Origin of the sequence: Streptomyces sp. JH34, from assembly GCF_029428875.1 — a bacterium.
Lineage (GTDB): Bacteria > Actinomycetota > Actinomycetes > Streptomycetales > Streptomycetaceae > Streptomyces.
In genome coordinates this window covers 2,774,602-2,795,796 of sequence record NZ_JAJSOO010000001.1, presented here as the reverse complement: position 1 = coordinate 2,795,796, position 21,195 = coordinate 2,774,602, and the positions used below count along the sequence as shown (strand labels likewise).

The 21,195-nt window shown below is 69.0% G+C and carries 22 protein-coding genes and 1 pseudogene; 13 read left to right on the top strand and 10 right to left on the bottom strand.

Annotated features, from left to right (window positions below; all coding sequences use genetic code 11):
- Positions 1-40: 40 nt before the first annotated feature.
- From LWJ43_RS12165 to LWJ43_RS12155, 3 genes are all read right to left on the bottom strand, one after another.
- Positions 41-1,663 carry an RNase A-like domain-containing protein gene (locus LWJ43_RS12165; protein WP_277332298.1) on the bottom strand — a complete coding sequence of 541 codons (1,623 nt, stop codon included), beginning with the start codon at positions 1,661-1,663 and terminating at the stop codon, positions 41-43.
- A gap of 80 nt (positions 1,664-1,743) precedes the next feature.
- Complete coding sequence (locus tag LWJ43_RS32890; protein ID WP_346772010.1) at positions 1,744-1,917, bottom strand: hypothetical protein; 174 nt, start codon at positions 1,915-1,917, stop codon at positions 1,744-1,746.
- A 131-nt stretch (positions 1,918-2,048) separates the two neighbouring features.
- Positions 2,049-2,378 (bottom strand): WXG100 family type VII secretion target, encoded by a 330-nt coding sequence (locus LWJ43_RS12155; protein ID WP_462100878.1) that lies wholly within the window; start codon positions 2,376-2,378, stop codon positions 2,049-2,051.
- A 900-nt stretch (positions 2,379-3,278) separates the two neighbouring features.
- On the opposite strand from LWJ43_RS12155, the gene LWJ43_RS12150 reads away from it, so the two are divergent.
- From LWJ43_RS12150 to LWJ43_RS12105, 10 genes and pseudogenes are all read left to right on the top strand, one after another.
- Positions 3,279-3,569 carry a hypothetical protein gene (locus tag LWJ43_RS12150; RefSeq protein ID WP_277332297.1) on the top strand — a complete coding sequence of 97 codons (291 nt, stop codon included), beginning with the start codon at positions 3,279-3,281 and terminating at the stop codon, positions 3,567-3,569.
- Between the two features lie 250 nt (positions 3,570-3,819).
- Positions 3,820-5,034, top strand: coding sequence for an amidohydrolase (locus LWJ43_RS12145; protein ID WP_277332296.1), 1,215 nt, complete (start codon positions 3,820-3,822; stop codon positions 5,032-5,034).
- Between the two features lie 206 nt (positions 5,035-5,240).
- On the top strand, positions 5,241-6,296 hold the full coding sequence (locus LWJ43_RS12140) for a BMP family lipoprotein (RefSeq protein ID WP_277332295.1): 1,056 nt from the start codon (positions 5,241-5,243) through the stop codon (positions 6,294-6,296).
- A 260-nt stretch (positions 6,297-6,556) separates the two neighbouring features.
- Positions 6,557-8,140, top strand: a complete 1,584-nt coding sequence (locus LWJ43_RS12135) for an ABC transporter ATP-binding protein (RefSeq protein WP_277335872.1) — start codon at positions 6,557-6,559, stop codon at positions 8,138-8,140.
- Entirely contained in the window at positions 8,140-9,258 is a 1,119-nt protein-coding gene (locus LWJ43_RS12130) for an ABC transporter permease (protein WP_147959194.1), read from the top strand. Before LWJ43_RS12135 ends, LWJ43_RS12130 begins: the two co-directional genes overlap by 1 nt.
- A complete protein-coding gene (locus tag LWJ43_RS12125) occupies positions 9,255-10,517 on the top strand; it encodes an ABC transporter permease (protein ID WP_277332294.1) in 1,263 nt (420 codons plus the stop codon). Before LWJ43_RS12130 ends, LWJ43_RS12125 begins: the two co-directional genes overlap by 4 nt.
- Positions 10,514-10,912, top strand: a complete 399-nt coding sequence (locus tag LWJ43_RS12120) for a cytidine deaminase (RefSeq protein WP_277332293.1) — start codon at positions 10,514-10,516, stop codon at positions 10,910-10,912. The genes LWJ43_RS12125 and LWJ43_RS12120 overlap by 4 nt, the downstream gene beginning before the upstream one ends.
- A 135-nt stretch (positions 10,913-11,047) precedes the next feature.
- Complete coding sequence (locus LWJ43_RS12115) at positions 11,048-12,325, top strand: thymidine phosphorylase (RefSeq protein WP_277332292.1); 1,278 nt, start codon at positions 11,048-11,050, stop codon at positions 12,323-12,325.
- Positions 12,326-12,384: 59 nt separating this feature from the next.
- Positions 12,385-12,827 (top strand): annotated as a pseudogene (locus LWJ43_RS12110) (Uma2 family endonuclease).
- 20 nt (positions 12,828-12,847) lie between these two features.
- The gene (locus tag LWJ43_RS12105; RefSeq protein WP_277332291.1) at positions 12,848-13,189 is read left to right on the top strand and encodes an STAS domain-containing protein; all 342 of its coding nucleotides are present in this window, start codon (positions 12,848-12,850) and stop codon (positions 13,187-13,189) included.
- Between the two features lie 7 nt (positions 13,190-13,196).
- On the opposite strand, the gene LWJ43_RS12100 is transcribed toward LWJ43_RS12105, so the two are convergent.
- The 4 genes from LWJ43_RS12100 to LWJ43_RS12085 all read right to left on the bottom strand — a co-directional run bounded on the left by LWJ43_RS12100 (position 13,197) and on the right by LWJ43_RS12085 (position 16,690).
- Positions 13,197-13,496, bottom strand: a complete 300-nt coding sequence (locus LWJ43_RS12100) for a hypothetical protein (protein ID WP_277332290.1) — start codon at positions 13,494-13,496, stop codon at positions 13,197-13,199.
- Positions 13,493-14,482: a sigma-70 family RNA polymerase sigma factor gene (locus LWJ43_RS12095; RefSeq protein ID WP_277332289.1), complete on the bottom strand. Its 990-nt coding sequence runs from the start codon at positions 14,480-14,482 to the stop codon at positions 13,493-13,495. Before LWJ43_RS12095 ends, LWJ43_RS12100 begins: the two co-directional genes overlap by 4 nt.
- 95 nt (positions 14,483-14,577) lie before the next feature.
- Positions 14,578-15,294, bottom strand: coding sequence for a L,D-transpeptidase family protein (locus LWJ43_RS12090; RefSeq protein WP_277332288.1), 717 nt, complete (start codon positions 15,292-15,294; stop codon positions 14,578-14,580).
- Between the two features lie 88 nt (positions 15,295-15,382).
- The gene (locus tag LWJ43_RS12085) at positions 15,383-16,690 is read right to left on the bottom strand and encodes an MFS transporter (protein ID WP_277332287.1); all 1,308 of its coding nucleotides are present in this window, start codon (positions 16,688-16,690) and stop codon (positions 15,383-15,385) included.
- Between the two features lie 62 nt (positions 16,691-16,752).
- Here LWJ43_RS12085 and LWJ43_RS12080 point away from each other — a divergent pair, with 62 nt between their 5' ends.
- Complete coding sequence (locus LWJ43_RS12080) at positions 16,753-17,706, top strand: LysR family transcriptional regulator (RefSeq protein WP_277332286.1); 954 nt, start codon at positions 16,753-16,755, stop codon at positions 17,704-17,706.
- 24 nt (positions 17,707-17,730) lie between these two features.
- Here the strand turns inward: LWJ43_RS12080 and LWJ43_RS12075 are convergent, their stop codons facing one another.
- The gene (locus LWJ43_RS12075) at positions 17,731-18,489 is read right to left on the bottom strand and encodes an alpha/beta hydrolase (protein ID WP_385458013.1); all 759 of its coding nucleotides are present in this window, start codon (positions 18,487-18,489) and stop codon (positions 17,731-17,733) included.
- A gap of 103 nt (positions 18,490-18,592) precedes the next feature.
- On the opposite strand from LWJ43_RS12075, the gene LWJ43_RS12070 reads away from it, so the two are divergent.
- Positions 18,593-19,747 carry an adenosine deaminase gene (locus LWJ43_RS12070; RefSeq protein WP_277332285.1) on the top strand — a complete coding sequence of 385 codons (1,155 nt, stop codon included), beginning with the start codon at positions 18,593-18,595 and terminating at the stop codon, positions 19,745-19,747.
- Positions 19,748-19,881: 134 nt separating this feature from the next.
- Entirely contained in the window at positions 19,882-20,181 is a 300-nt protein-coding gene (locus LWJ43_RS12065; RefSeq protein WP_277332284.1) for a hypothetical protein, read from the top strand.
- Positions 20,182-20,256: 75 nt separating this feature from the next.
- On the opposite strand, the gene LWJ43_RS12060 is transcribed toward LWJ43_RS12065, so the two are convergent.
- Both LWJ43_RS12060 and LWJ43_RS12055 read right to left on the bottom strand, forming a co-directional pair.
- Entirely contained in the window at positions 20,257-20,460 is a 204-nt protein-coding gene (locus tag LWJ43_RS12060; RefSeq protein WP_277332283.1) for a PspC domain-containing protein, read from the bottom strand.
- Positions 20,461-20,550: 90 nt separating this feature from the next.
- Positions 20,551-21,120, bottom strand: coding sequence for a VanZ family protein (locus LWJ43_RS12055; RefSeq protein ID WP_277332282.1), 570 nt, complete (start codon positions 21,118-21,120; stop codon positions 20,551-20,553).
- Between the last annotated feature and the right edge of the window lie 75 nt (positions 21,121-21,195).

Sequence of the window (21,195 nt, the reverse complement as noted above, 5' to 3'; positions counted from 1 at the left end):
AGTAGTGACGCAGGAAAAGTTTGCACGGATCCAACCTCTCTCAAGGTGCCGCATGTGGCATAGCAGTCAAGACGATGAAGGGGGGTTCCAGCCCTTGCTTGTAGATCAGTCGCACCTGGACCCAGCTCCTCTCCTCCACTGTGGCGCTCATGCCGTCCGCATCATAGTCTGAACGCGAGACCGTGCGTCCGACTACTTGTCCGGGGAATTCCATGTAAAGGGGTGGCTGAAGCTCGGATTTGTTGGGGTCGTATCCGGGTCTATTCTTGACCTTCTTTTCGACACTATCGATCCAGTCCGCGATTCTGTTCTCGTTGGCGTCGTTACGCAGGACGTCTTGGGTGTACTTCTGGGCTGACGAGAGGTCAACGAAGGATGAGGCGTCCGGAACCTTCAATTGGTCACGCAGTCGCATTCTCATTTGATCGTCGGTTAGGCCTACGTGTTTGTCGATGGGATGACTTCCGAACATTCCTTCCTGGTTGGCGAGATCCATTGGATAGTAGATTTGATTCGGATCCTGGCCCGGAACGGTGAATCGGTGCTCCTGCTTGAACTCGTTTAGTGAGCGCGCTCCGAATGCCTGGGCCCGGGCTTCCTCGGCCTGGTAAGTGGGTGCACTCCGGTAGGCTTCGTCCAGGGCAGGCAATAGCTTGTTGAGATCACTTACCAAACCCAGTAGTTCACCTTCGTACAGTGAAACAGCCACGTTGAGAGCTGCGGTATCGATCTTGAGAGTGATTCCGATACCAAGATCGCGCCCAAGTCCGAGAATTCCTTTCCCGATCTTCTTTACGTCGCTCATGTCGAGACCGTCTGCGATATCAGGCAGTGCGTCCCAGACGGCCTTTCGGTAGACGCGCGCCACCTCCCTGTCCATCTTCTCGCCGGCTTCTGCGTATGCCCGCATGATCTGGCTGACTTCCTGGGTGGTGTCCCACAGTACGGACATGGCGGGGCGAGTTCCGGTCCCCTGACCGCCGGCACTGTCGTGCTTCCACTCATAGCCCGCAGTCGATGTCCCCCATGCGGTGGTGCCCCACAGCGAGCTGGTGAACTGCCGCATCGCCGCTTGCCACTCACCGTTGTTCGGGTCGGATATAGACCCGATCGACCCGGTCAGTGCACTTTCGATCTGAGTGATGGCGAATCCTGGCTTGAGCCAGGCCAGGGCTATCTTGTCGAGCTGCAAGTATTCGGGTAACGGCAGGACATCGCCCGCCTTGCCCCATCTGTAGACGTTGTCCAACAAGTCGCGGATGATGTCCATCGCCCAGTCGGGAACGCCTTCCAGTAGCCAGGAGATGAGTCCGGAGCTGTAGTCGTCCATGTCGCCCCACTTCGGATCAGGGATCCGCTGGTAATGCGGGGGCGTGTCGATGACCTGGGGAAGGGGGAATCGAGTCGGCGGGGCCGTACCCACCGGGTGGCTGGCGGCCTCCGCAGTGGCGTAGTTGTTAGCCGTGGTGACGAAGCCGACCGCCACACCGCCGACGCTCGTCACGCTCTTCGCCCAGACATCCAGAAATCGATTACCCACCTTCAAGTAGGCGGACGACACCATCTCTGCGGCTGTTCCGTACCCGCCGCAGTCCATGAACTCGACCAGGTCGTACACTAGGTCGTTCGCCGCCTTGTGCAGCATGCCCTGCTGCAGCGCCACGTTCTCCGCGACGGAATTAAGTTCTGAGGGTGCGACATCGAACCCGGACCCGGGATTAGGAGCGCCGTGGGGCTGAGTCACTATTTCGCTCCCCAGCCGCGAAGTACAGCTAGATGCGCCGCACTATAGTTTGTCTGCCCGGTCGTCACCACCTGCTGCAACCATCTCTGGGCGGCCTGCAGGTCCTGCATCTCCATGTCCCAGCGGTCGAGTTCGTCCACGAACGCGCTGCGCGCCTCACCCTCCCAGCTCAGAACTGCCTTCTCGACCCGCTTGTACAGCTCGTCGAGTCTTTCGTTGAGTTGGTGGTGTCTTCAAGCTCTTCCGCCAAACCCCGGAGCGTTCCGAAGTGGACGCCTATATGATCATCGGCCACGGGGCCCCCTCAGAAGTCAGCGATGCGGCTACGAGGCGCAGTTGCACCGGCGGACGGGTTGTCCGCTTGGAGCTTCTCGGCTTCCGCCGCCACGTTCACGGCGCTCTGAACTTGCCGAAAGTTCTGCAAGGTTGCGAGTTCCAGCTCGGTGAACCCATCTCGGCTCATGCGTACAGCTTGCTCGAGCACGGTGAGGATGCCCCGGATGCGTACGGCGTCCTCAGCTGCACCGCGGTGGAGAGCCCGGTAGGCCTTCCCAGTTCTTCCCTGCCAACCCGCCTCGACCTGGTCGACAATTCCGTCCATGCGGCGCACCTGCCTGTCCAGATATTCCCGCATGAGGCCCATGTCCTTTGCCAACCGTGTCAAGTCGTCCTCGGAAAAGCCAGATCGGCTTCGCTCCCCATGGCCCCCGCCTCTCGTCGCTCCGGTCACCGTACCAATGGGCACGTGTGTTCCACCGCTGTATCTGGACCGGCCTGGCGTACGGCAGCACCAGCCTGCCCGACTCATGAGTGCGCAGCACTCTCCCGACGCCGGGGAGCAGGCGGCGGCCAGTGAACGGATCCGGGACCCGCTGCACTGGCTGTGGCAAGTGGCGGCCCGCCCTATCACAGACGCCCTGACGCCCACTCCACATGACGGTTGCTCGACGCGGTGGACCAAATCGCCCGGCCGCGCGTGGGAGCAGAGAACATTGCCTACCTGTCCGCCTGCAGTACCAGGGGGTTTTCGGTCTGACCGAAGAGACCGTGCGTCTGGCCGGCGCATTCCCCTTCGCCGGATTCCGGTACCTGATCAGCACTCTGTGACCGATCGGCGATGAATTGCCGCTGAAGCCGCCAGTCTCGTCTGTCAACGACTCAGCACCGTCGTCCCGGCCGAGGCTTTGAATCACGCGGTCCCCACCCTGCACACGAAGCACCGCGGTGTGCCAAACACTGTGGAGTGCCCACTGCACTGCACGTGGGCCCTTGAACTGACGGCGCGGTTGACGGCGGCGCTGCGAAACGCTGTGAGAGTGGCGGCGAGTCATGGAGAGCGGTTACGTGAGGCTGAGTGGATGGGGCTCGGTTCGGCTCTCGGCCCCGGCGCTCGACTCCCGGGTTTCGAGCGCCGGGACAGGACGGTTCACTCGTTCGGGGGATGGGAGCGGGTGCGGGCCCGGAGCTTCGGGATCCGGGGGTCGGGAGCCGAGCGCCGGGACTCGAGACGTGTAGTCGGACGCTCCCGGCGGCTGTGGACTCGCCGGTCGGCGTCGTCAGGCGCAGGCTCCGCGACAAGCTCCCGCCACTGCTGCCCGCAGCCCCGGCCTCGGCCCCGGACGCACCGGGCACGCTCGGGTTCCGCCCCATGGTCGAGTGCACGCAGTGCGGAACCCCCGGCCGCCCCGAGGCACTCCCCGATGGCCTCTGCCGTTCCTGCCGTACCTCGGCTCCGGCAGACACGACCACTGCCTCCGAGCCGCCCGCCGAGCGTGATGTGGCGACGTATGTGGGCACCCTGCGTGAGCTGCTCAGGTCTCCGTGACGGGGAGGCGGCAACGCGGGACGAAACGCAGCTGATGGAGGACACAGCCCGGATCAAGGACGTGCGCGCCCTGCGCATCCTGGGGGAGGAACAGGAGCGGCTGGACACGCTCAAACCGGAACGGTAACGAGAGAGCATACCCACCGCAACCGCCCGTCACACGCCGCCGCGCCATCTTTGTTCCTCTAAGCGGCTGAACTTTTGTTGATCTGTGGCCAGTTGTGGGTACAAGGGGCCTACCCTTGGATGGGTGAACCAGTTGAAGTCCCGTGCGCCCCACGCCGAGGCCGTCCTGCCCGGCGCCCTGCCCGACGACCTGCGTGCCGAGCTCATCGCCTTCCGCCGCGATCTGCACATGCACCCGGAGCTCGGCAACCAGGAGTTCCGTACCACCGCGGCCGTCAAGGCCCGGCTGGAGAAGGCGGGGCTGGAGCCTCAGGTGCTGCCCGGTGGCACGGGGCTCGTCTGTGACGTGGGGGAGTGGGACGGCGTGACGCCGATGCTGGCGCTGCGCGGCGATATCGACGCGCTGCCGATTCCTGACACCAAGGCGGGCGTCTCCTACCGGTCCACCGTGCCCGACCGTGCGCACGCCTGCGGGCACGACGTCCATACGAGCTGTGTCCTGGGCGCGGGGCTCGTCCTGAGCGACCTGGACCGGCAGGGGCTGCTGCCCCGCCCGGTGCGGCTGCTGTTCCAGCCCGCCGAGGAGGTGCTGCCCGGCGGTGCCACCGACGCCGTCGCGGCCGGGGTGCTGGAAGGGGTGGGGCGGATCATCGGGGTGCACTGCGACCCCAAGGTGGACGTGGGCCGGATCGGGCTCAGGATCGGGCCGATCACCTCGGCCTGCGACCGCCTGGAGGTCACCCTCGACGGCCCCGGCGGGCACACGGCCCGCCCGCACCTCACCACCGACCTGGTCACCGCCGCCGCCCGGGTGGCCACCGACGTCCCCGCGCTGCTCGCCCGCCGCGTGGACGCACGGGCCGGACTCGCGGTCACCTGGGGGAGGCTCCAGACGGGCCACGCGCCCAACGTCATCCCGCAGCGCGCCGAGCTGTCCGGGACGGTGCGCTGCCTCGATCTGGAGAGCTGGCGGCAGGCACCCGACCTGGTGCACGCGGCGATCGACGAGGTGGCCGCGATGCACGGGGCCAAGACGGTGATCGACTACGTCCGCGGGGTGCCGCCCGTGGTCAACGAGGCCGAGACCATCGGTCTGCTGGACGCCGCGATGACGATCCGCCGCGGATCGTATGCGATCGAGGACACCGAACAGAGTCTGGGCGGCGAGGACTTCTCGTGGTACCTGGAGAAGATCCCGGGCGCCATGGCGAGGCTCGGCGTACGGGCCCCTGGTGACACCCGCGGTCTGGACCTGCACCGGGGCGACTTCGACGTGGACGAAGAGGCCATCACCGTCGGTGTGGAGCTGTTCACCGCCGCCGCGCTGCTGGACGTCTGACCTGCGAATATCCGGATTGTGGCCGCCGGTGCGGTCGCTTCTCGTCCCGTGCGCGTAACGGCTCGTGACCGACCCGTACACCTTCTGTTCGCGACGATCCGATAACAGCTTCCGTAGGGGGCTTTATCTGACATCTACGCGCGTTACGATCGCCGCGAAACCAGCGCCGGAAGAGGCGCTTCGGTCAGGTTTGAAGGAGCCTTCCCTTGCGCCGGATCACCAGGATTGCCACCGTGGGCGTCATGTCCGCGGCGCTTGCGCTCAGCGTAACCGCGTGTGGCGAATCGTCGACCTCGTCGTCGGGCACCTCGTCCGACTCGAAGGGCGCCAAGACAGCCATCGCGTACGACATCGGCGGTCGCGGCGACCAGTCGTTCAACGACGCCGCCTACGCGGGTCTGGCCCGCGCCGAGAAGGACCTCGGCGTCAAGGGCACCGAGGCCGAGCCCTCGGACGGCGAGGCGGACGCCGACAAGGTGCAGCGCCTCACCGCGCTGGCGCGCGCCGGTAACAACCCGGTGATCGGTGTCGGCTTCGCCTACGCCCCGGCCATCAAGAAGGTCGCGCCGAAGTTTCCGAAGATCACCTTCGGCATCATCGACGACGCCTCGGTCACCGGCGACAACATCGCGAACATAGTGTTCAACGAGGAGCAGGGCTCCTACCTCGCGGGCGTCGCCGCCGCCAAGGTCACCAAGACCAAGAAGGTCGGCTTCATCGGTGGTGTCGAGACCCCGCTGATCAAGAAGTTCGAGGCCGGCTTCGTGCAGGGCGTCGCGGACACCGACTCCTCGGTGAAGGTCGTCCCGCAGTACCTGACGCAGCCGCCGAACTTCGACGGCTTCTCCAAGCCCGACCTCGGCAAGGCCGCCGCCCAGGGCCAGCTCGACAAGGGCGCCGACGTGGTCTACTCGGCCGCTGGTCTGGCCGGTTCCGGTGCCATCGAGGCCGTCTCCAAGGCGGGCAAGTGGAACATCGGCGTCGACTCCGACCAGTACGCGCAGGAGGGTCTTGCCGCGTACAAGGAATCGATCCTGACCTCGGTCACCAAGGACGTCGAGGACTCGGTCTTCAACCTGATCAAGTCCGTCAAGGACGGCAAGCCCGAGTCCGGTGAGGTCCGCTACGGCCTCGACAAGGACGGCGTCGGCCTGGCCACGTCCAACGCGGCCTTCACCAAGATGGCCGACGTCATCGCCGCCGTGGACAAGGCGAAGAAGGAAATCATCGACGGCAAGATCACCGTCAAGACCACCCCGTAAGGTTCCGGTCGAACGGCTGGTTTCCCGTGGGCCCGGAGCGCGCACCGTCGCGCTCCGGGCCCGTGGGGTTCCGCCGAGAAGTGCTGAAGCATCGACGTACCGAAGAAGTTGTGCCTCGCAGTGCCCTGCTCGTACCGGCCCGGGAGCCCGAGTCCGGACAAGGTCGTGGACCTACGCCTTACGATTCGGCAGCACTACGCGTGTAGACAGTCCTTGGGCGCGATAACTTCGCCCCGCCCCTGCCCCCTGTGCCCCCGCTCCTGTCCGGCCAAGGAGAGTGCGTCATCAACGCGTCCAGCAGTCCCCCCGCCGTAGAACTGCACGGCATCACCAAGCGTTTCCCCGGAGTCGTGGCCAACCACGACATCGGGATCACTGTCCGTCAGGGCACGGTCCACGCCCTCGTCGGCGAGAACGGTGCCGGCAAGTCCACCCTGATGAAGATCCTCTACGGCATGCAGAAGCCGGACGAGGGCACGATCGCGGTGAACGGCGAGCAGGTCTCGTTCAGCAACCCGGGTGACGCCATCGCACGCGGCATCGGCATGGTGCACCAGCACTTCATGCTCGCGGACAACTTCACCGTCCTGGAGAACGTCGTTCTGGGCGGGGAGAAGCTGCACGGCATCGGATCGGCCGCGCGCAGGAAGATCAAGGAGATCTCCGACGCGTACGGGCTCGGTGTGCGACCCGACGCGCTCGTCGAGGACCTCGGGGTCGCCGACCGCCAGCGTGTGGAGATCCTCAAGGTCCTCTACCGCGGTGCCCGCATCCTCATCCTGGACGAGCCGACCGCCGTGCTGGTCCCGCAGGAGGTCGACGCGCTCTTCGCCAACCTCAGGGAGCTGAAGGCCGAGGGACTCACCGTCATCTTCATCTCGCACAAGCTCGGGGAAGTGCTCTCCGTCGCCGACGAGATCACGGTGATCCGGCGGGGCACGACCGTGGGCACCGCCGACCCGGCGAACACCACGACCAAGCAGCTCGCCGAGCTGATGGTCGGCAGCGAGCTCCCGTCGCCGGAGACGCGCGAGTCGACGGTCACCGATGTCCCGATGCTGAAGGTCGAGGGCCTCTCCCTCGGTGCGACGGACCCGGACGGGGTCGTCCGCGAGGTGCTGTCCGACATCGGGTTCACCATCCACAAGGGAGAAGTCCTCGGCATCGCGGGTGTCGAGGGCAACGGGCAGACCGAGCTGATCGAGGCGCTCGTCGGCATGCGGTCCCCGGACAGCGGGGTGATCTCGCTGGACGGCGACGACATCTCACGCACCGCCACCCGCAAGCGGCGGGAGAGCGGCATCGGGTACATCCCGGAGGACCGCCACCGCCACGGTGTCCTGCTGGACGCCCCGCTGTGGGAGAACCGCATCCTCGGGCACGTCACGGAGAAGCCCAACAGCCGCGGCTTCCTCCTGGACCCCAGGGCGGCCCGCGCCGACACCGAGCGGATCGTGCGCGAGTACGACGTCCGGACCCCGGGCATCGAGGTCACCGCGGCCTCCCTCTCCGGCGGCAACCAGCAGAAGCTGATCGTCGGCCGGGAGATGAGCCACAATCCCAAGCTCCTGATCGCCGCCCATCCCACCCGGGGTGTGGACGTCGGCGCCCAGGCGCAGATCTGGGACCAGATCCGCGAGGCACGCCGTGAGGGACTCGCGGTCCTGCTCATCTCGGCCGACCTGGACGAGCTGATCGGGCTCTCCGACACCCTGCGCGTCATGTACCGCGGACAGCTGGTCGCGGACGCCGACCCCGCCACCATCACACCCGAGGAACTGGGCTCGGCCATGACCGGCGCCGCCGCCGGTCACCTCGAAGCAGCACCGGAGGACGAGGCCTGATGAAGAAGTTCGACAAGGACCGGCTGATCCTGGGCTTCGCCGGCCCGGCGCTCGCCCTGGTCGTCGCGTTCGCCCTCAGCACCCTGGTGCTGCTCATCTCGAACCGCGACCCGTTCGAGCTGTACCGCCTCCTCTTCGAGCAGGTGTCGTACAGCGACGTACAGGTCCTGATCATCAACCAGGCCGGCACGTACTACCTCGCCGCTCTCGCGGTCGCGGTCGGCTTCAGGATGAACCTCTTCAACATCGGCGTCGACGGGCAGTACCGGCTCGCGGCGATGGTGGCAGCCCTGGTCGGAGCCAGCGTCAGCCTCCCCGGCCCCCTCCAGATCGCCCTGATCGTGATCGTGGCCATGCTGGTCGGCGCGTTCTGGGCCGGCATCGCGGGCATCCTCAAGACGACCCGCGGGGTGAGCGAGGTCGTCGCGACGATCATGCTCAACTCCATCTCGACCTCGCTGATCGCCTGGCTGATCCTGCCGAAGAACTTCGGCGACCAGGCGGCCGGCTCCAACAACCTCACGACCGGCGAGATCCCGGAGGCCGGCTGGTTCCCGGGCCTCCCTCTGAGCCCCGACGCCGGTGAGATCTACGGATTCACCTTCGTCGCCGCAGGCTGCGGACTCGTCTACTGGCTCGTCCTGAACCGCACCCGGTTCGGCTTCGACCTGCGTGCCACGGGCGCCAGCGAGAGCGCCGCCCAGGCCTCCGGCGTGGACGCCAAGAAGATGATCCTGACCTCGATGCTGATCTCGGGCGCCATCGCCGGTCTGGTCGGCATGCCGACGCTGCTGGGCGACACGCACACCTACAGCCTCGACTTCCCCGTGGGCCTCGGCTTCACCGGCATCACCATCGCGCTGCTCGGCCGCAACCACCCGGTGGGGATCGCCCTCAGCGCGCTGCTGATCGCGTTCCTGGACAAGGCGTCCTCCCCGCTCGACCAGTTCGGTTTCGAGAAGGAGATCGCCACGATCATGCAGGGCCTGATCGTGATCTCGGTCGTCGTCAGCTACGAACTCGTCCGGCGCTACGGGACCCGCCGCCAGCAGCAGAAGGTCGGCGAGGAACTCGCCGCCGGCCACGCCCTCACCACCGAGAAGGAGGCGGCCCTGTGAGCACCGAAGTCTCCGCCGCACGCGTCGCCCCCAAGAAGGGCGGCGGCCGACGCAGGCTCTCGCTGCCCGTCGTGCTGCTGATCATCGCGGGTGCGCTGGCCCTCGTCTCGCTCGTCCGTCTGATCAGCGGTGCCGACGACGTGACCTCCGTGGGTCAGGTCAGCGGTGCCCTGGAGCTGGCCGTGCCGATCGGTCTGGCCGGCCTCGGCGGACTGTGGGCCGAGCGGGCGGGCGTCGTCAACATCGGCCTCGAGGGCATGATGATCCTCGGCACCTGGTTCGGTGCCTGGGCCGGATTCCAGTGGGGCCCCTGGGTGGGAGTCCTGTTCGGCATCATCGGCGGTGCGCTCGGCGGTCTGCTGCACGCGGTCATCACGGTCACCTTCGGCGTGAACCACATCGTCTCCGGTGTGGCCATCAACATCCTCGCCGTGGGCGTCACCCGCTACCTGTCGAACTTCACCTTCGCCGACGAGCCCGGTGGCTCCTCCAAGCAGTCGCCGCGGCTCGAGGAGATCGACAAGATCACCGTTCCAGGGTTGTCGGACTGGATGCAGGACCTGCAACAGCACCACTGGTTCTTCGTGTCCGACCTCGCCGGCATCATCGGCGGCCTGGTCACCGGGCTCTCGCTGCTGACCGTCGTCGCCCTGCTCCTCATTCCCGCCACGTGGTTCGTCCTGTGGCGCACCGCCTTCGGTCTGCGGCTCCGCTCCTGCGGTGAGAGCCCGGTGGCTGCCGAGACCCTCGGCGTCAACGTCTACAAGTACAAGTACATCGCCGTGACGATCTCGGGTGGTCTGGCCGGACTCGGCGGTGCCTTCCTGGCCATCGTCGCCACCAGCATCTACCAGGAGGGCCAGACCGGCGGGCGCGGCTACATCGGTCTCGCCGCGATGATCTTCGGCAACTGGATGCCGGGCGGCATGGCCCTGGGCGCCGGGCTCTTCGGCTTCACCGACAGCCTCAAGCTGCGCGGCGGCGCCGAGAACGTCCACGCCATGCTGCTGCTGCTGGCGATCCTGCTCGTGATCGTCGTGTTCTGGCAGCTCTACCGGAAGAGGTACCTGACCGCGCTGATCTCGGCGGTCGTCTCCGCCCTGCTGTTCACCTGGTACGGCCTGACGGACCAGGTGCCGAGCCAGTTCGTCGACGCCGCGCCGTACGTCACCACGCTGCTCGTCCTCGCGCTCTCCGCGCAGCGCCTGCGCATGCCGAAGGCGGACGGCGTGCCGTACCGCAAGGGTGAGGGCAAGTGACGGCGCCCGCACCCGTCGACTGGGAGAAGCTGCGCGAGGCCGCCCGGGACGCGATGTCCCGGGCGTACGCCCCGTACTCGGGCTACCCGGTCGGCGTGGCGGCCCTCGTCGACGACGGCCGCATGATCACCGGATGCAACGTCGAGAACGCCTCGTACGGCATCGGCCTGTGCGCCGAGTGCGGGCTGGTCTCGCAGCTGGCCGCCACGGGCGGGGGCCGGCTGACCCACTTCACCTGCGTGGACGGCGCCGGCGCGGTGCTGGTGCCGTGCGGGCGGTGCCGTCAGCTGCTGTACGAGTTCGGCGGGCCCGGGCTCGTGCTGGAGACCCCCGACGGCCTTCGCACGCTCGACGAGATGCTGCCGCAGGCCTTCGGGCCGCAGAACCTGGGGTAGTTCCCCCCACCGCCACCCCGTTCCCCGGACCGGCCCGCCCGGCCCGGGGAACGGGGTGGCGGAACGTTTTCTCTCTATGCGCGTAGAGTCGACGGGACTCTCGCCTACCCCTCCGGCCGGAAGGACTCCCCTCCCATGGACGCCATCTCCGTCATCCGCACCAAGCGGGACCGGGGCGAGCTCAGCCCCGAGCAGATCGACTGGGTCATCGACGCGTACACGCGCGGCGAGGTCGCCGACGAGCAGATGTCCGCGCTGGCCATGGCGATCCTGCTCAACGGGATGAACCGCACCGAGATCGCCCGCTGGACCGCCGCGATGATCGCCTCCGGCGAGCGGATGGACTTCGGGGCGCTCTCCCGCCCCACCACCGACAAGCACTCCACCGGCGGCGTCGGCGACAAGATCACCCTGCCGCTCGCCCCGCTGGTCGCCGCCTGCGGTGCCGCGGTGCCGCAGCTGAGCGGTCGGGGCCTCGGCCACACCGGTGGCACCCTCGACAAGCTGGAGTCCATCCCCGGCTGGCGCGCCCACATCTCCAACGCCGAGATGCTCGACGTCCTCGACACCACCGGCGCCGTGATCTGCGCGGCGGGCGACGGCCTCGCCCCCGCCGACAAGAAGCTGTACGCGCTGCGCGACGTCACCGGCACCGTCGAGGCGATCCCGCTCATCGCGAGCTCGATCATGTCCAAGAAGATCGCCGAGGGCACCGGCGCGCTCGTCCTCGACGTGAAGGTCGGCTCCGGCGCCTTCATGAAGACCATCGAGGACGCCCGCGAACTGGCTTCCACCATGGTCGCGCTGGGCACCGACAGCGGTGTCCGCACGGTTGCCCTGCTCACCGACATGGCGACCCCGCTGGGCCTGACCGCGGGCAACGCCCTGGAGGTCCGCGAGTCCGTCGAGGTCCTCGCCGGTGGCGGCCCCAAGGACGTCGTCGACCTGACCCTGGCGCTCGCCCGCGAGATGCTCGACGCGGCCGGGCTCAAGGACGCCGACCCGGAGAAGGCCCTGGCCGACGGCTCCGCGATGGACGTCTGGCGCCGGATGATCTCCGCCCAGGGCGGCGACCCGGACGCCGAACTCCCCGTCGCCCGCGAGCAGCACGTGATCAGCGCCCCGTCCTCGGGCGTGCTGACGCGTCTGGACGCCTACGACGTCGGTGTCGCCGCCTGGCGCCTCGGTGCCGGCCGCGCACGCAAGGAGGACCTCGTGCAGGCGGGCGCGGGCGTCGAACTCCACGCCAAGCCGGGCGACACGGTGGCCGAGGGCCAGCCGCTGATGACCCTGCACACGGACACCCCGGAGAAGTTCGAGTACGCCCTGAACGCGCTGCCCGGCTCGTACGACATCGCCCCGGCCGGCACCCCCTTCACCGCCACGCCGGTGGTGCGGGAACGTATCGCCTGACCTGCGGCTTTCCCTTTCGGGTGAACGGGACCGGTGGACCACCACCGGTCCCGTTCGGCATGCTGGACTCGGGCCTCTCACTTGGGTCGGGCCGGATCAGGGTCATCCCGGAGGACTGGGAGATCTATCAGACGCTCGGCGTCTCCGTGCCCGGACGGGCCGGGCTGTGTACATCCCCGATCTCGTCGTCCTGCCGCGCGCGGTCGCGTCAGGGCCCGGCAACCGCGTACCGGCGGAAGAGGTCCGCCTCGTCGTGGAGATCACCTCACCGGCCAACGCCAACCACGACCGCATCGGCAAGGCGCACGGGTACGCGAAGGCCGGCATCGAGCTGTTCCTCCTGCTCGACCCGTGGCACTCCGGCCGCCCGACCGCGACCCTGTACGGGGAACCGAGCGACGGCACCTACCGGCTGCTGGAGGCGGTCGAGTACGGCGAGACGCTGACACTGCCCAAGCCGTTCAAGCTGGACCTGGACACCGGGATGTTCCCGGCCGGTTGAGAGACGCGCCCGTCCGGCCGATGAGTTCCGGGCCTCTCACCGGTCTCCCTGGTGTGGACGCCATCACTCCGAACGCCCTCGTCGTCACCGGCCGGGTCACCCGCGCCGAGGTGCCGGGCCTCTGCGCCGAGCTCGAGGCGCTGCTGGCCGGCGCCCCCGGCCTCGCGGCGATCGACTGCGACGTGGGCGGGGTGACGCACTCCGATCTCGTCCTGGTCGAGGCGATAGCCCGGCTGGGGCTCGTCGCGCGCAGAGCCGGGGGCGTCCGACTGCGCCTGCGCCACGCCCCCGCCGAACTCACGGCACTGCTCGACCTCGTGGGCCTGACGGACGTGGTGGGCAACGTGTCGGCCCAGGAGTGACGGGCGGTCAGCGGACCACGGCGTAGTAACAGTCGACGTGCGTCGCGTACCCGTCCCTGTACTCACCCGGCACCTTCGCGAGCAGCGACGGATCGGTGTTCGCCGGACGCGATGCCGTCGCCTCCGGCGTCGGGCACGAGCCCTCCGGCTGCGGCCCGGGCTCAGGATTGTCGTCATCCGAAACCCGGGCTGCCGGGGCGGGGCCCGGCCCCGCCGTGGCGACCGGCTCGCCCAGCCACAGTGTGGCGGCCCAGCTGCCCGCCACGAGAAGGGCCCAGCCGACCACCACAGGACGTCTCACACTCACGCGGTGTCGGCCTCCAGGTGGTCCGGCAGCCCGAACAGCGGGAACCAGCGTGGGGTGTCCAGGAAGCAGTGCATCCCGGTGATGGCGCCGTCCGAGATGTCGATGACCTGCACCGCCCACGGCACGAAGCCCGGCCCGTCCGGATTCGGCTTGTAGTGCGCGAAGGCCGGGGTCCCGTTGGCCTCCGTGGCCACCAGCCGGGAACCCGCGCAGCTCGCGCCGATGCTGAGCATGAAGCCGGTGATGTCGTCGGGCCCCTGGAGCCAGAGGTCGAACGGCGGCATGGTCATCACGGCGTCCTCGCGGAGCAGCGCCGTCAGCGCCGCCATGTCGTACCCCTCGAACGCCGCCACATAGCGGTCCAGCAGCTTGCGCTGCTCGTCGTCCAGCGGGTTCGAGGTGTCGGGAGCCGTGCCCTCCGTGTCCGACAGTGTCGCCCGGGCGCGCTGGAGCGCGCTGTTGACCGAGGCGACCGAGGTGTCGAGCAGCTCGGCGACCTCGCTCGCCTTCCACGCCAGGACCTCGCGCAGGATCAGCACCGCCCGCTGCTTGGGCGGCAGGTGCTGGAGGGCGGCGACGAACGCGAGGCGCACCGACTCGCGGGCCACGGCCGCCTCCGCCGGGTCGGCCACCGAGGGCAGGATGCGGCCGTCCGGCATCGGCTCCAGCCAGGTGTTCTCCGGGAGAGGGTTCAGCGCGGCCTGGGCCAGCGGTGTCGGGCCGGTCAGATCCACCGGCCGGGCCCGCTTGTTGCCGGCGTTCAGCATGTCCAGGCAGACGTTCGTCGCGATGCGGTACAGCCAGGAGCGCAGGGAGGAACGGCCCTCGAACTTGTCGAAGTTGCGCCAGGCGCGGACCAGCGTGTCCTGGACCGCGTCCTCCGCCTCGAAGGCCGAGCCGAGCATCCGGTAGCAGTAGCCGGTCAGCTCGACCCGGTGTCCTTCGAGACGGCTGTCGACGTCCGTCGTCGCTGTCAGATCACTCATCGCTCCACCCTTGTTGTGCTGTGACACCGCTCACTCAGCACTGTGGAAGCTACCGCAGGGCACCGACAACGGGGCGGGAAGCGGGAAACCGCGGCTCAGGTGCCGGGCTTGCGCCCGTAGACGTGGACGTCGTCGCCGTTCTTCAGCAGGTTCCAGTACGCCTTCGCGTCCCCCGGGCGCATGTTGACGCAGCCCGCCGATCCCGGGTTGTTGTACATGGACTTGGTGACCGAGTGGAACGCCTGCCCGCCGTCGAAGAACTGGGCGTACGGCATGCTGACGTCGTAGAGCGTCGACCAGTGGTTGATGTTGCGCCAGTAGATCTTCCTGGCGCCGGTCCGCGTCTCGTCGCCGTTGCGGCCCGTGCGCACCGGCACCGGGCCGAACTTCAGCTTGGACCCGTCCTGGATCCAGCTCAGCTGCCTGGTCAGGTCCACGCAGGCGATGCGCCCCTTGTTCGTGGGGCACTTCTTCGCGGCGTTGGGGTTCTTGCCCGCGGCCTTCTGGGCGGTGATGGTCTTCATCGTGCGCCAGGTGACCGGCCCCGCGTACCCGGCGGCCGGGGTGATGCCCTTCGCCACCTGGAACGAGCGGATCGCCTTGCAGTCGGCCGCCGACTGCCTACCGTCGGCCGTCCGCTTGAGCCACTTCTCCACCTGCTTCTGGTACGGCCCCTTCGCGGCCGTGCAGGACGCCGCCTGGGCGGCCGTCCCGGTGCCCAGGACCAGGGCCGGTGCGGCCACCAGGCCGGCGACGGACAGAACGGCACCGCGCCGTACCCGTACGCCGGATATGTTCCCCATGATTCTCATGTACGCCTGCTCCCCTTCGCGTTCGCCCAGCGGTTGGTCTCCGCTTGTTGGACGCGCGTCGGGGAGCCGCGGTTGTGCCGGGAAGGTCTCAGTTGTGCACCGGTGCGGGGGACGCGGCGCGGAGCCGCTCCGTCCGGGCCGCCCTGCTGCCGAACAGGGTGATCGACAGGACGCCGAGGACCGCGATCACGCCCAGGGCGACCGTGCCGGCCCAGCCGCCGGCGTGGAAGGCGACGGCACCGAGCGTGCCGCCCGCGCTGGAGCCCAGGTAGTACGCGGACTGGTACAGCGCCGACGCCTGCGCGCGCCCGGACGTCGCCGTGCGGCTCACCGAGGACGAGGCGACCGCGTGCCCGGCGAAGAAGCCCGCCGTGATGAGGACGAGGCCCGCCAGGATCGCGGCCAGCTGGTCGGCCAGGGAGAGCAGCAGGCCCGCCGCCGTCGTGGAGACCGCGAGGTAGAGCGCGCCCCGGCGGCCCAGCCGGGCGACCAGCCGGCCCGCGGCGGCGGAGGAGACCGTGCCGACGAGGTAGACCAGGAAGATCGAGCCGACGATGCCCTGCGGGAGGCCGAAGGGTTCGTCGACGAGCCGGTAGCCGATCACGGTGTACACCGCGCCGAACACGGTCATGAACAGGGCGCCGATGGCGTACAGCCGGCGCAGCAGAGGGTCGGACAGGTGACCGGTGACGGTCTTCGCCAGTGCCTTCGGGTTGAGCGAGGAGGGGCTGAAGTGCCTGGCCTTGGGGATCATGAGGTGGAAGACCACCGCGCAGGCCACGGCGAGCAGCCCGATCGCGCCGAGCGCCACCCGCCATCCCCACAGCTGGGCGACCCACCCGGCGAGGATGCGACCGCTCATGCCGCCGATGCTGTTGCCCGCCACGAAGAGTCCGATCGCGGCGACCAGCGCCTTGGGCCGGACCTCCTCGGCCAGGTAGGCCATCGCGGAGGCGGGCAGACCGGCCAGTGCCGCACCCTGGACCGCGCGCAGCGCGATCAGCCATCCGATCGACGGGGCGAAGGGGACGAGCAGCCCGATCACCACGGCGACCGCCAGGGAGGCCGTCATCATCTGGCGTCGCCCGAAGCGCTCGGAGAGGGCGCTCAGCGGCAGGACGCAGAGGGCCAGCGCGCCGGTCGCCGCCGAGACCGTCCAGCTCGCCTGGCCGGCCGTCGCGCCGAAGGACGCGGACACGGCGGGCAGCAGGGCCTGGGTGGAGTACAGGAGGGCGAAGGTCGCGATCCCCGCCGCGAAGAGCGCGAAGCTCATCCGGCGGTAGCCGGGGCCGCCGGGCGTGAGGCGGTCCGGGACGGTGGGGGAGGTGGCGGCGGGAGACGGCGAAACGGCGGCGTCCAGCATGACGGTGGACGCCCCGGTACTGGCAGGAGGCATACGGCGAACGTAGACCGCGCGGTTTCATGCGTCCAATGCATGAAACCGTCATAATCGTTCCCATGGCGCATCAGCACAGCTCACAGCCACGGCTGTCACCGAGCGGTTACGAAGAAGACATCCGGGCCGTGCTCGCGCCACGTCTCGCTTACTTCGAGGCGGTGGCCCGCCACGAGCACGTCACCCGCGCCGCCCACGAGCTCGGAGTCCCGCAGTCGACGCTGTCGCGCGCCATGGTGAGACTCGAACAGGACCTGGGGGTCGCCCTGTTCGCCCGCCGCGGGCGCACCGTCTCGCTCACCCCCGCCGGCCGCACCTTCCTCGGTTCGGCCGAACGCGCCCTGGCGGAGGTGGAGAAGGCGGCGGACTCGGTACGCGCCGACGCCGACCCCACGGCGGGCAAGGTCGCCTTCGGCTTCCTGCACACCATGGGATCCGAGACCGTGCCCGCCCTGATCCGTGCCTTCCGTGCCGACCACCCCAAGGTCCGCTTCCAGCTCGTCCAGAACTACGGTGAGGCCATGATCGACCGCCTGCGGGCGGGCGGCCTCGACCTCTGCCTCACCTCGCCCGTCCCCGACGCCCCGGACCTCGTCGCCATGCGCCTGGACGAGCAGCGGCTGCGCCTGGTCGTCCCTGACGACCACCGGCTGGCGGGCCGTCGACGCATCCGTCTCGCCGAGGCCGCCGACGAAACGTTCGTCACCCTCGAACCGGGTTACGGGCTGCGCCGGATCACCGACGACCTGTGCGCCGAGGCCGGTTTCACCCCCCGGATCGCGTTCGAGGGGGAGGAGGCGGAGACGCTGCGCGGCCTGGTCGCGGCCGGGCTCGGGGTGGCGTTGCTGCCACCGCCCGCCGTCGCCCGGCCGGGCGTGGTCGAGCTGACGGTGACCGCGCCGCGCGCGGCCCGCGAGATCGGGGTCGCCTGGCTCGACGGCCACCCCGACACCCCGCCGGTGGCAGCCTTCAAACGCTTCCTGCTGTCGCGCCGGGGCAGTCTGCTGCCCGACTGATCCGGTGATCCGGATCGGTGGGCCTCAGTGCCTCAGCGACCGCCCGAACCCCGCGGCGAGCGGCATCCGCAGCCCCAGCGGCGGCGGTGCCGCGAACGCGTCGGCGACCGGGCGGGAGTACGGCCGGGCGAACAGCGAACCCCGTACGAAGTCCGCGGCCAGCGCCACCACCTCGGACCGGTGCTGGCGCAGCGCGTGCCCGTCCGAGTGGACCTCGAAGCGGCAGGTGTCCCGGTTGGCCTTCTTGGCCCGCTCGGCCAGCCGGTAGGAGAGCTCGGGATTCGTCCGCGCGTCGTTCGTGCCGTGCACGATCAGTACCTGCCGCCCGGCCAGATGCTTCACGGGTTCGGGCTCGGGCTCAGTCCCGTCCGGGAGCCAGGGAGCCATCGACAGTACGGAGTTGACGGCGGTGTGCCCGGCACCGCGCAGGGCCGCCCGGCCGCCCATGCCGTGCCCGGCGAGGCACACCGGGACGTCCCCGTAGCGCCGCACGACCTCGTCGGCCGCCCAGTGGGCGTCGGCCGCCGGATCCGCGTCGGCGTTCCAGCCCCTGGTGCGGTAGCGCACGACGTGCACCGCGAGCCCGTCCTCCTGCCCGGCGCGTGCCAGGGACCGGGCGAACGGCAGCTGCGCCGCGTACGAGAGTGTGGAGGGGCGGCGTCTGGAATCGGTCTCGCCGTCCGGGAGCAGCAGGACCACGCCGCTGACCTCGGGTGCTGCTCCGGCCGTGAGGACGGCCCGTCCCAGCCTGGCGGCAGACAGGGGAAGTACGCGCTGTGCCATGACAGAACAGTGTCAGAAGGGCAGGTGTATTCCACCTGGCTTCGCGGTCACTGTTACGCATCGGCACCCGGCGCTCTACGCGCGTAGGCGCTAGAGTGCCCGAATGACGAGCCAGACCCTGAATGTCCCCGGTCCCGACCAGATCCGCCGCGCGCCCAAGGTGCTGCTCCACGACCATCTCGACGGCGGGCTGCGCCCCGGAACGATCGTCGAACTGGCACTCGCGCAACGCTACGACGCCTTGCCCGAGACCGAGCCCGACAAGCTCGGCGCCTGGTTCCGCGACGCGGCCGACTCCGGCTCGCTGGAGCGCTACCTGGAGACGTTCGCCCACACCTGCGCGGTCATGCAGACCCGGGACGCGCTGTTCCGTGTGGCGGCGGAGTGCGCCGAGGACCTCGCCGAGGACGGCGTCGTCTACGCGGAGGTGCGCTACGCACCCGAGCAGCACCTCACCGCCGGCCTGTCCCTCGAAGAGGTGGTCGAGGCGGTCAACGAGGGTTTCCGCGAGGGCGAGCGCCGTGCCCGCGCGAACGGCCACCGCATCCGCGTCGGCGCCCTCCTCACCGCCATGCGGCACGCCGCCCGCGCGCTGGAGATCGCCGAACTCGCCAACCGCTACCGCGACCTGGGCGTGGTGGGCTTCGACATCGCGGGCGCCGAGGCGGGATACCCTCCCACCCGGCATCTGGACGCCTTCGAGTACCTCAAGCGCGAGAACAACCACTTCACCATCCACGCGGGCGAGGCCTTCGGCCTGCCGTCGATCTGGCAGGCCCTGCAGTGGTGCGGCGCCGACCGGCTCGGCCACGGTGTCCGCATCATCGACGACATCGAGATCGCCGACGACGGCACCGTGACGCTGGGCCGTCTCGCCTCGTACGTGCGTGACAAGCGGATCCCGCTGGAGCTCTGTCCGACCTCCAACCTCCAGACCGGTGCGGCGGCCTCGTACGCCGAGCACCCCATCGGGCTGCTGCGGAAGCTGCATTTCCGCGCCACCGTCAACACGGACAACCGGCTGATGAGCGGGACGAGCATGAGCGGGGAATTCGAGCGGCTGACCGAGACATTCGGATACACGCTCGACGACATGCAGTGGTTCACAGTCAATGCGATGAAATCAGCGTTCATTCCTTTCGATGAACGTCTGGCGATGATCAACGACGTCGTGAAGCCCGGATATGCGGAGCTGAAATCAGAGTGGCTCTTCCGGCAGACCGCTGTGACCAGCGGATCCTCCTCCTTCGCGGGCTGAGGACTTCACAGGGGAAACGGCCGGGAACGCTTCGTCCCTGCCGTTTTCCGTGTCCCGGCATGTTTGCGGGAGGGATGCGCCGATGGCTACGTTGCAGAGCCGCTCACATCCCCTTCCCCAAGGATGAATCTCACATGAAGCAGTCTGCTGTCAGGACCCTCGGTGTCGCAGCACTCGGCGCCGCTTTCGCCGCCGCCGGCGCGGGCAGCGCCTCTGCCGTAGCCGTGCCCGTCGACTCCCTGGCCGGCGCCCTGCCCGCCAATGTCGCGCTCGACTCCGTCACCGACGCGCTGCCCGCGGTGCAGAAGGCGGCCGGTGGCCTGCTCGACCAGCAGCAGCAGCGCGGCGGCAGCGGCCTCTCGGCGCCCGGCACGAACCTGCTCGGCGGCCTGCCCGCCGGCGGTCTGAGCGGTGTCCTGCCGATCGGCGGCTGACCACCGCACCACGCATGTGGGGCGCGCACCCGGACCGGGTGCGCGCCCCACATGCTTTCCCCGTGGTCCCGACGGTCACCAGGCCGTCGCGGCCGTGGTCTTCTCGGACGGCAGCAGTAGCCACAGCGCCAGGTAGAGCACGAACTGGGGGCCGGGAAGCAGACACGACACCAGGAAGATGACACGCATCGTCCCTGCGGAGGTGCCGAAGCGCCGTGCCAGCGCCGCGCACACTCCACCGAGCATGCGTCCGTCACGGGGGCGGGCAAGTGCGGCCATGGTGAGCTCCTTCGCGAACCGTTCCGGGGAGCAGCTCCGTCGTGCTCCCGTATCTCCACAGTGCCGCGCGAAGGGGTGCAAAGCATCGCTCTACGGGGCGATGCCGACCCTGGTAATCGTCGGGGTGGACCCCTGAGGGCTCTCGGCCAGGACCGACCGGATCCCGATCCGGGACAGGTCCCCGGCCCCCGCCCGGTTGCCCCGCCTCAGCCGGGAACGCGACAGCGGGACGACCAGCAGATGGGCCACCGCCACGCCGGCGGTGTTCAGCAGCAGCGAGTCGACGTCCACGACCTGACCCGGCACCGCCGTCTGCGCCAGCTCGATGGCCATCGAGATCAGCGCGCCGGCGGCGACCGTACGGGCCAGCGAGGCCCAGGGGGAGACCAGTAGTCTGCCGCCGGCCATCGGCAGCAGTACCCCCAGCGGTGCCAGGAGCAGCAGGGCCTCACCGATGCGCCGTGCCGCCTCGGCAGGACCGAGAGCCAGGTCCGCCCTGATCCCGGCGAGCGGCTGGAGGTTCGCGGCCGTCATCCAGGGCACGTCCAGCGGGCGCAGCGTCAGCCAGCTGACGAACAGAAGATGTGCGAGGAGGAGGAATACCCCCGCCGCGCGGAAGCGGATGACGGCCGGGCCGTCCGAACTGTGACGCACGTCCACCAAGACGCCACGACCGGCAGGATCGGTTCCGCCCGTTTCCGGGAAGGGTCTGTGACGAGCGGCACGGACACCCCG

Excerpts from the sequence above, each read along its gene's own strand:
- LWJ43_RS12155 (WP_462100878.1), bottom strand. The coding sequence starts at position 2,378 with ATGCGGGAATATCTGGACAGGCAGGTGCGCCGCATGGACGGAATTGTC.
- LWJ43_RS12130 (WP_147959194.1), top strand. The coding sequence starts at position 8,140 with ATGAAGAAGTTCGACAAGGACCGGCTGATCCTGGGCTTCGCCGGCCCG.
- LWJ43_RS12115 (WP_277332292.1), top strand. The coding sequence starts at position 11,048 with ATGGACGCCATCTCCGTCATCCGCACCAAGCGGGACCGGGGCGAGCTC.
- LWJ43_RS12105 (WP_277332291.1), top strand. The coding sequence starts at position 12,848 with ATGAGTTCCGGGCCTCTCACCGGTCTCCCTGGTGTGGACGCCATCACT.
- LWJ43_RS12095 (WP_277332289.1), bottom strand. The coding sequence starts at position 14,482 with ATGAGTGATCTGACAGCGACGACGGACGTCGACAGCCGTCTCGAAGGA.
- LWJ43_RS12090 (WP_277332288.1), bottom strand. The coding sequence starts at position 15,294 with ATGAGAATCATGGGGAACATATCCGGCGTACGGGTACGGCGCGGTGCC.
- LWJ43_RS12085 (WP_277332287.1), bottom strand. The coding sequence starts at position 16,690 with ATGCCTCCTGCCAGTACCGGGGCGTCCACCGTCATGCTGGACGCCGCC.
- LWJ43_RS12080 (WP_277332286.1), top strand. The coding sequence starts at position 16,753 with ATGGCGCATCAGCACAGCTCACAGCCACGGCTGTCACCGAGCGGTTAC.
- LWJ43_RS12075 (WP_385458013.1), bottom strand. The coding sequence starts at position 18,489 with ATGGCACAGCGCGTACTTCCCCTGTCTGCCGCCAGGCTGGGACGGGCC.
- LWJ43_RS12070 (WP_277332285.1), top strand. The coding sequence starts at position 18,593 with ATGACGAGCCAGACCCTGAATGTCCCCGGTCCCGACCAGATCCGCCGC.
- LWJ43_RS12065 (WP_277332284.1), top strand. The coding sequence starts at position 19,882 with ATGAAGCAGTCTGCTGTCAGGACCCTCGGTGTCGCAGCACTCGGCGCC.
- LWJ43_RS12060 (WP_277332283.1), bottom strand. The coding sequence starts at position 20,460 with ATGGCCGCACTTGCCCGCCCCCGTGACGGACGCATGCTCGGTGGAGTG.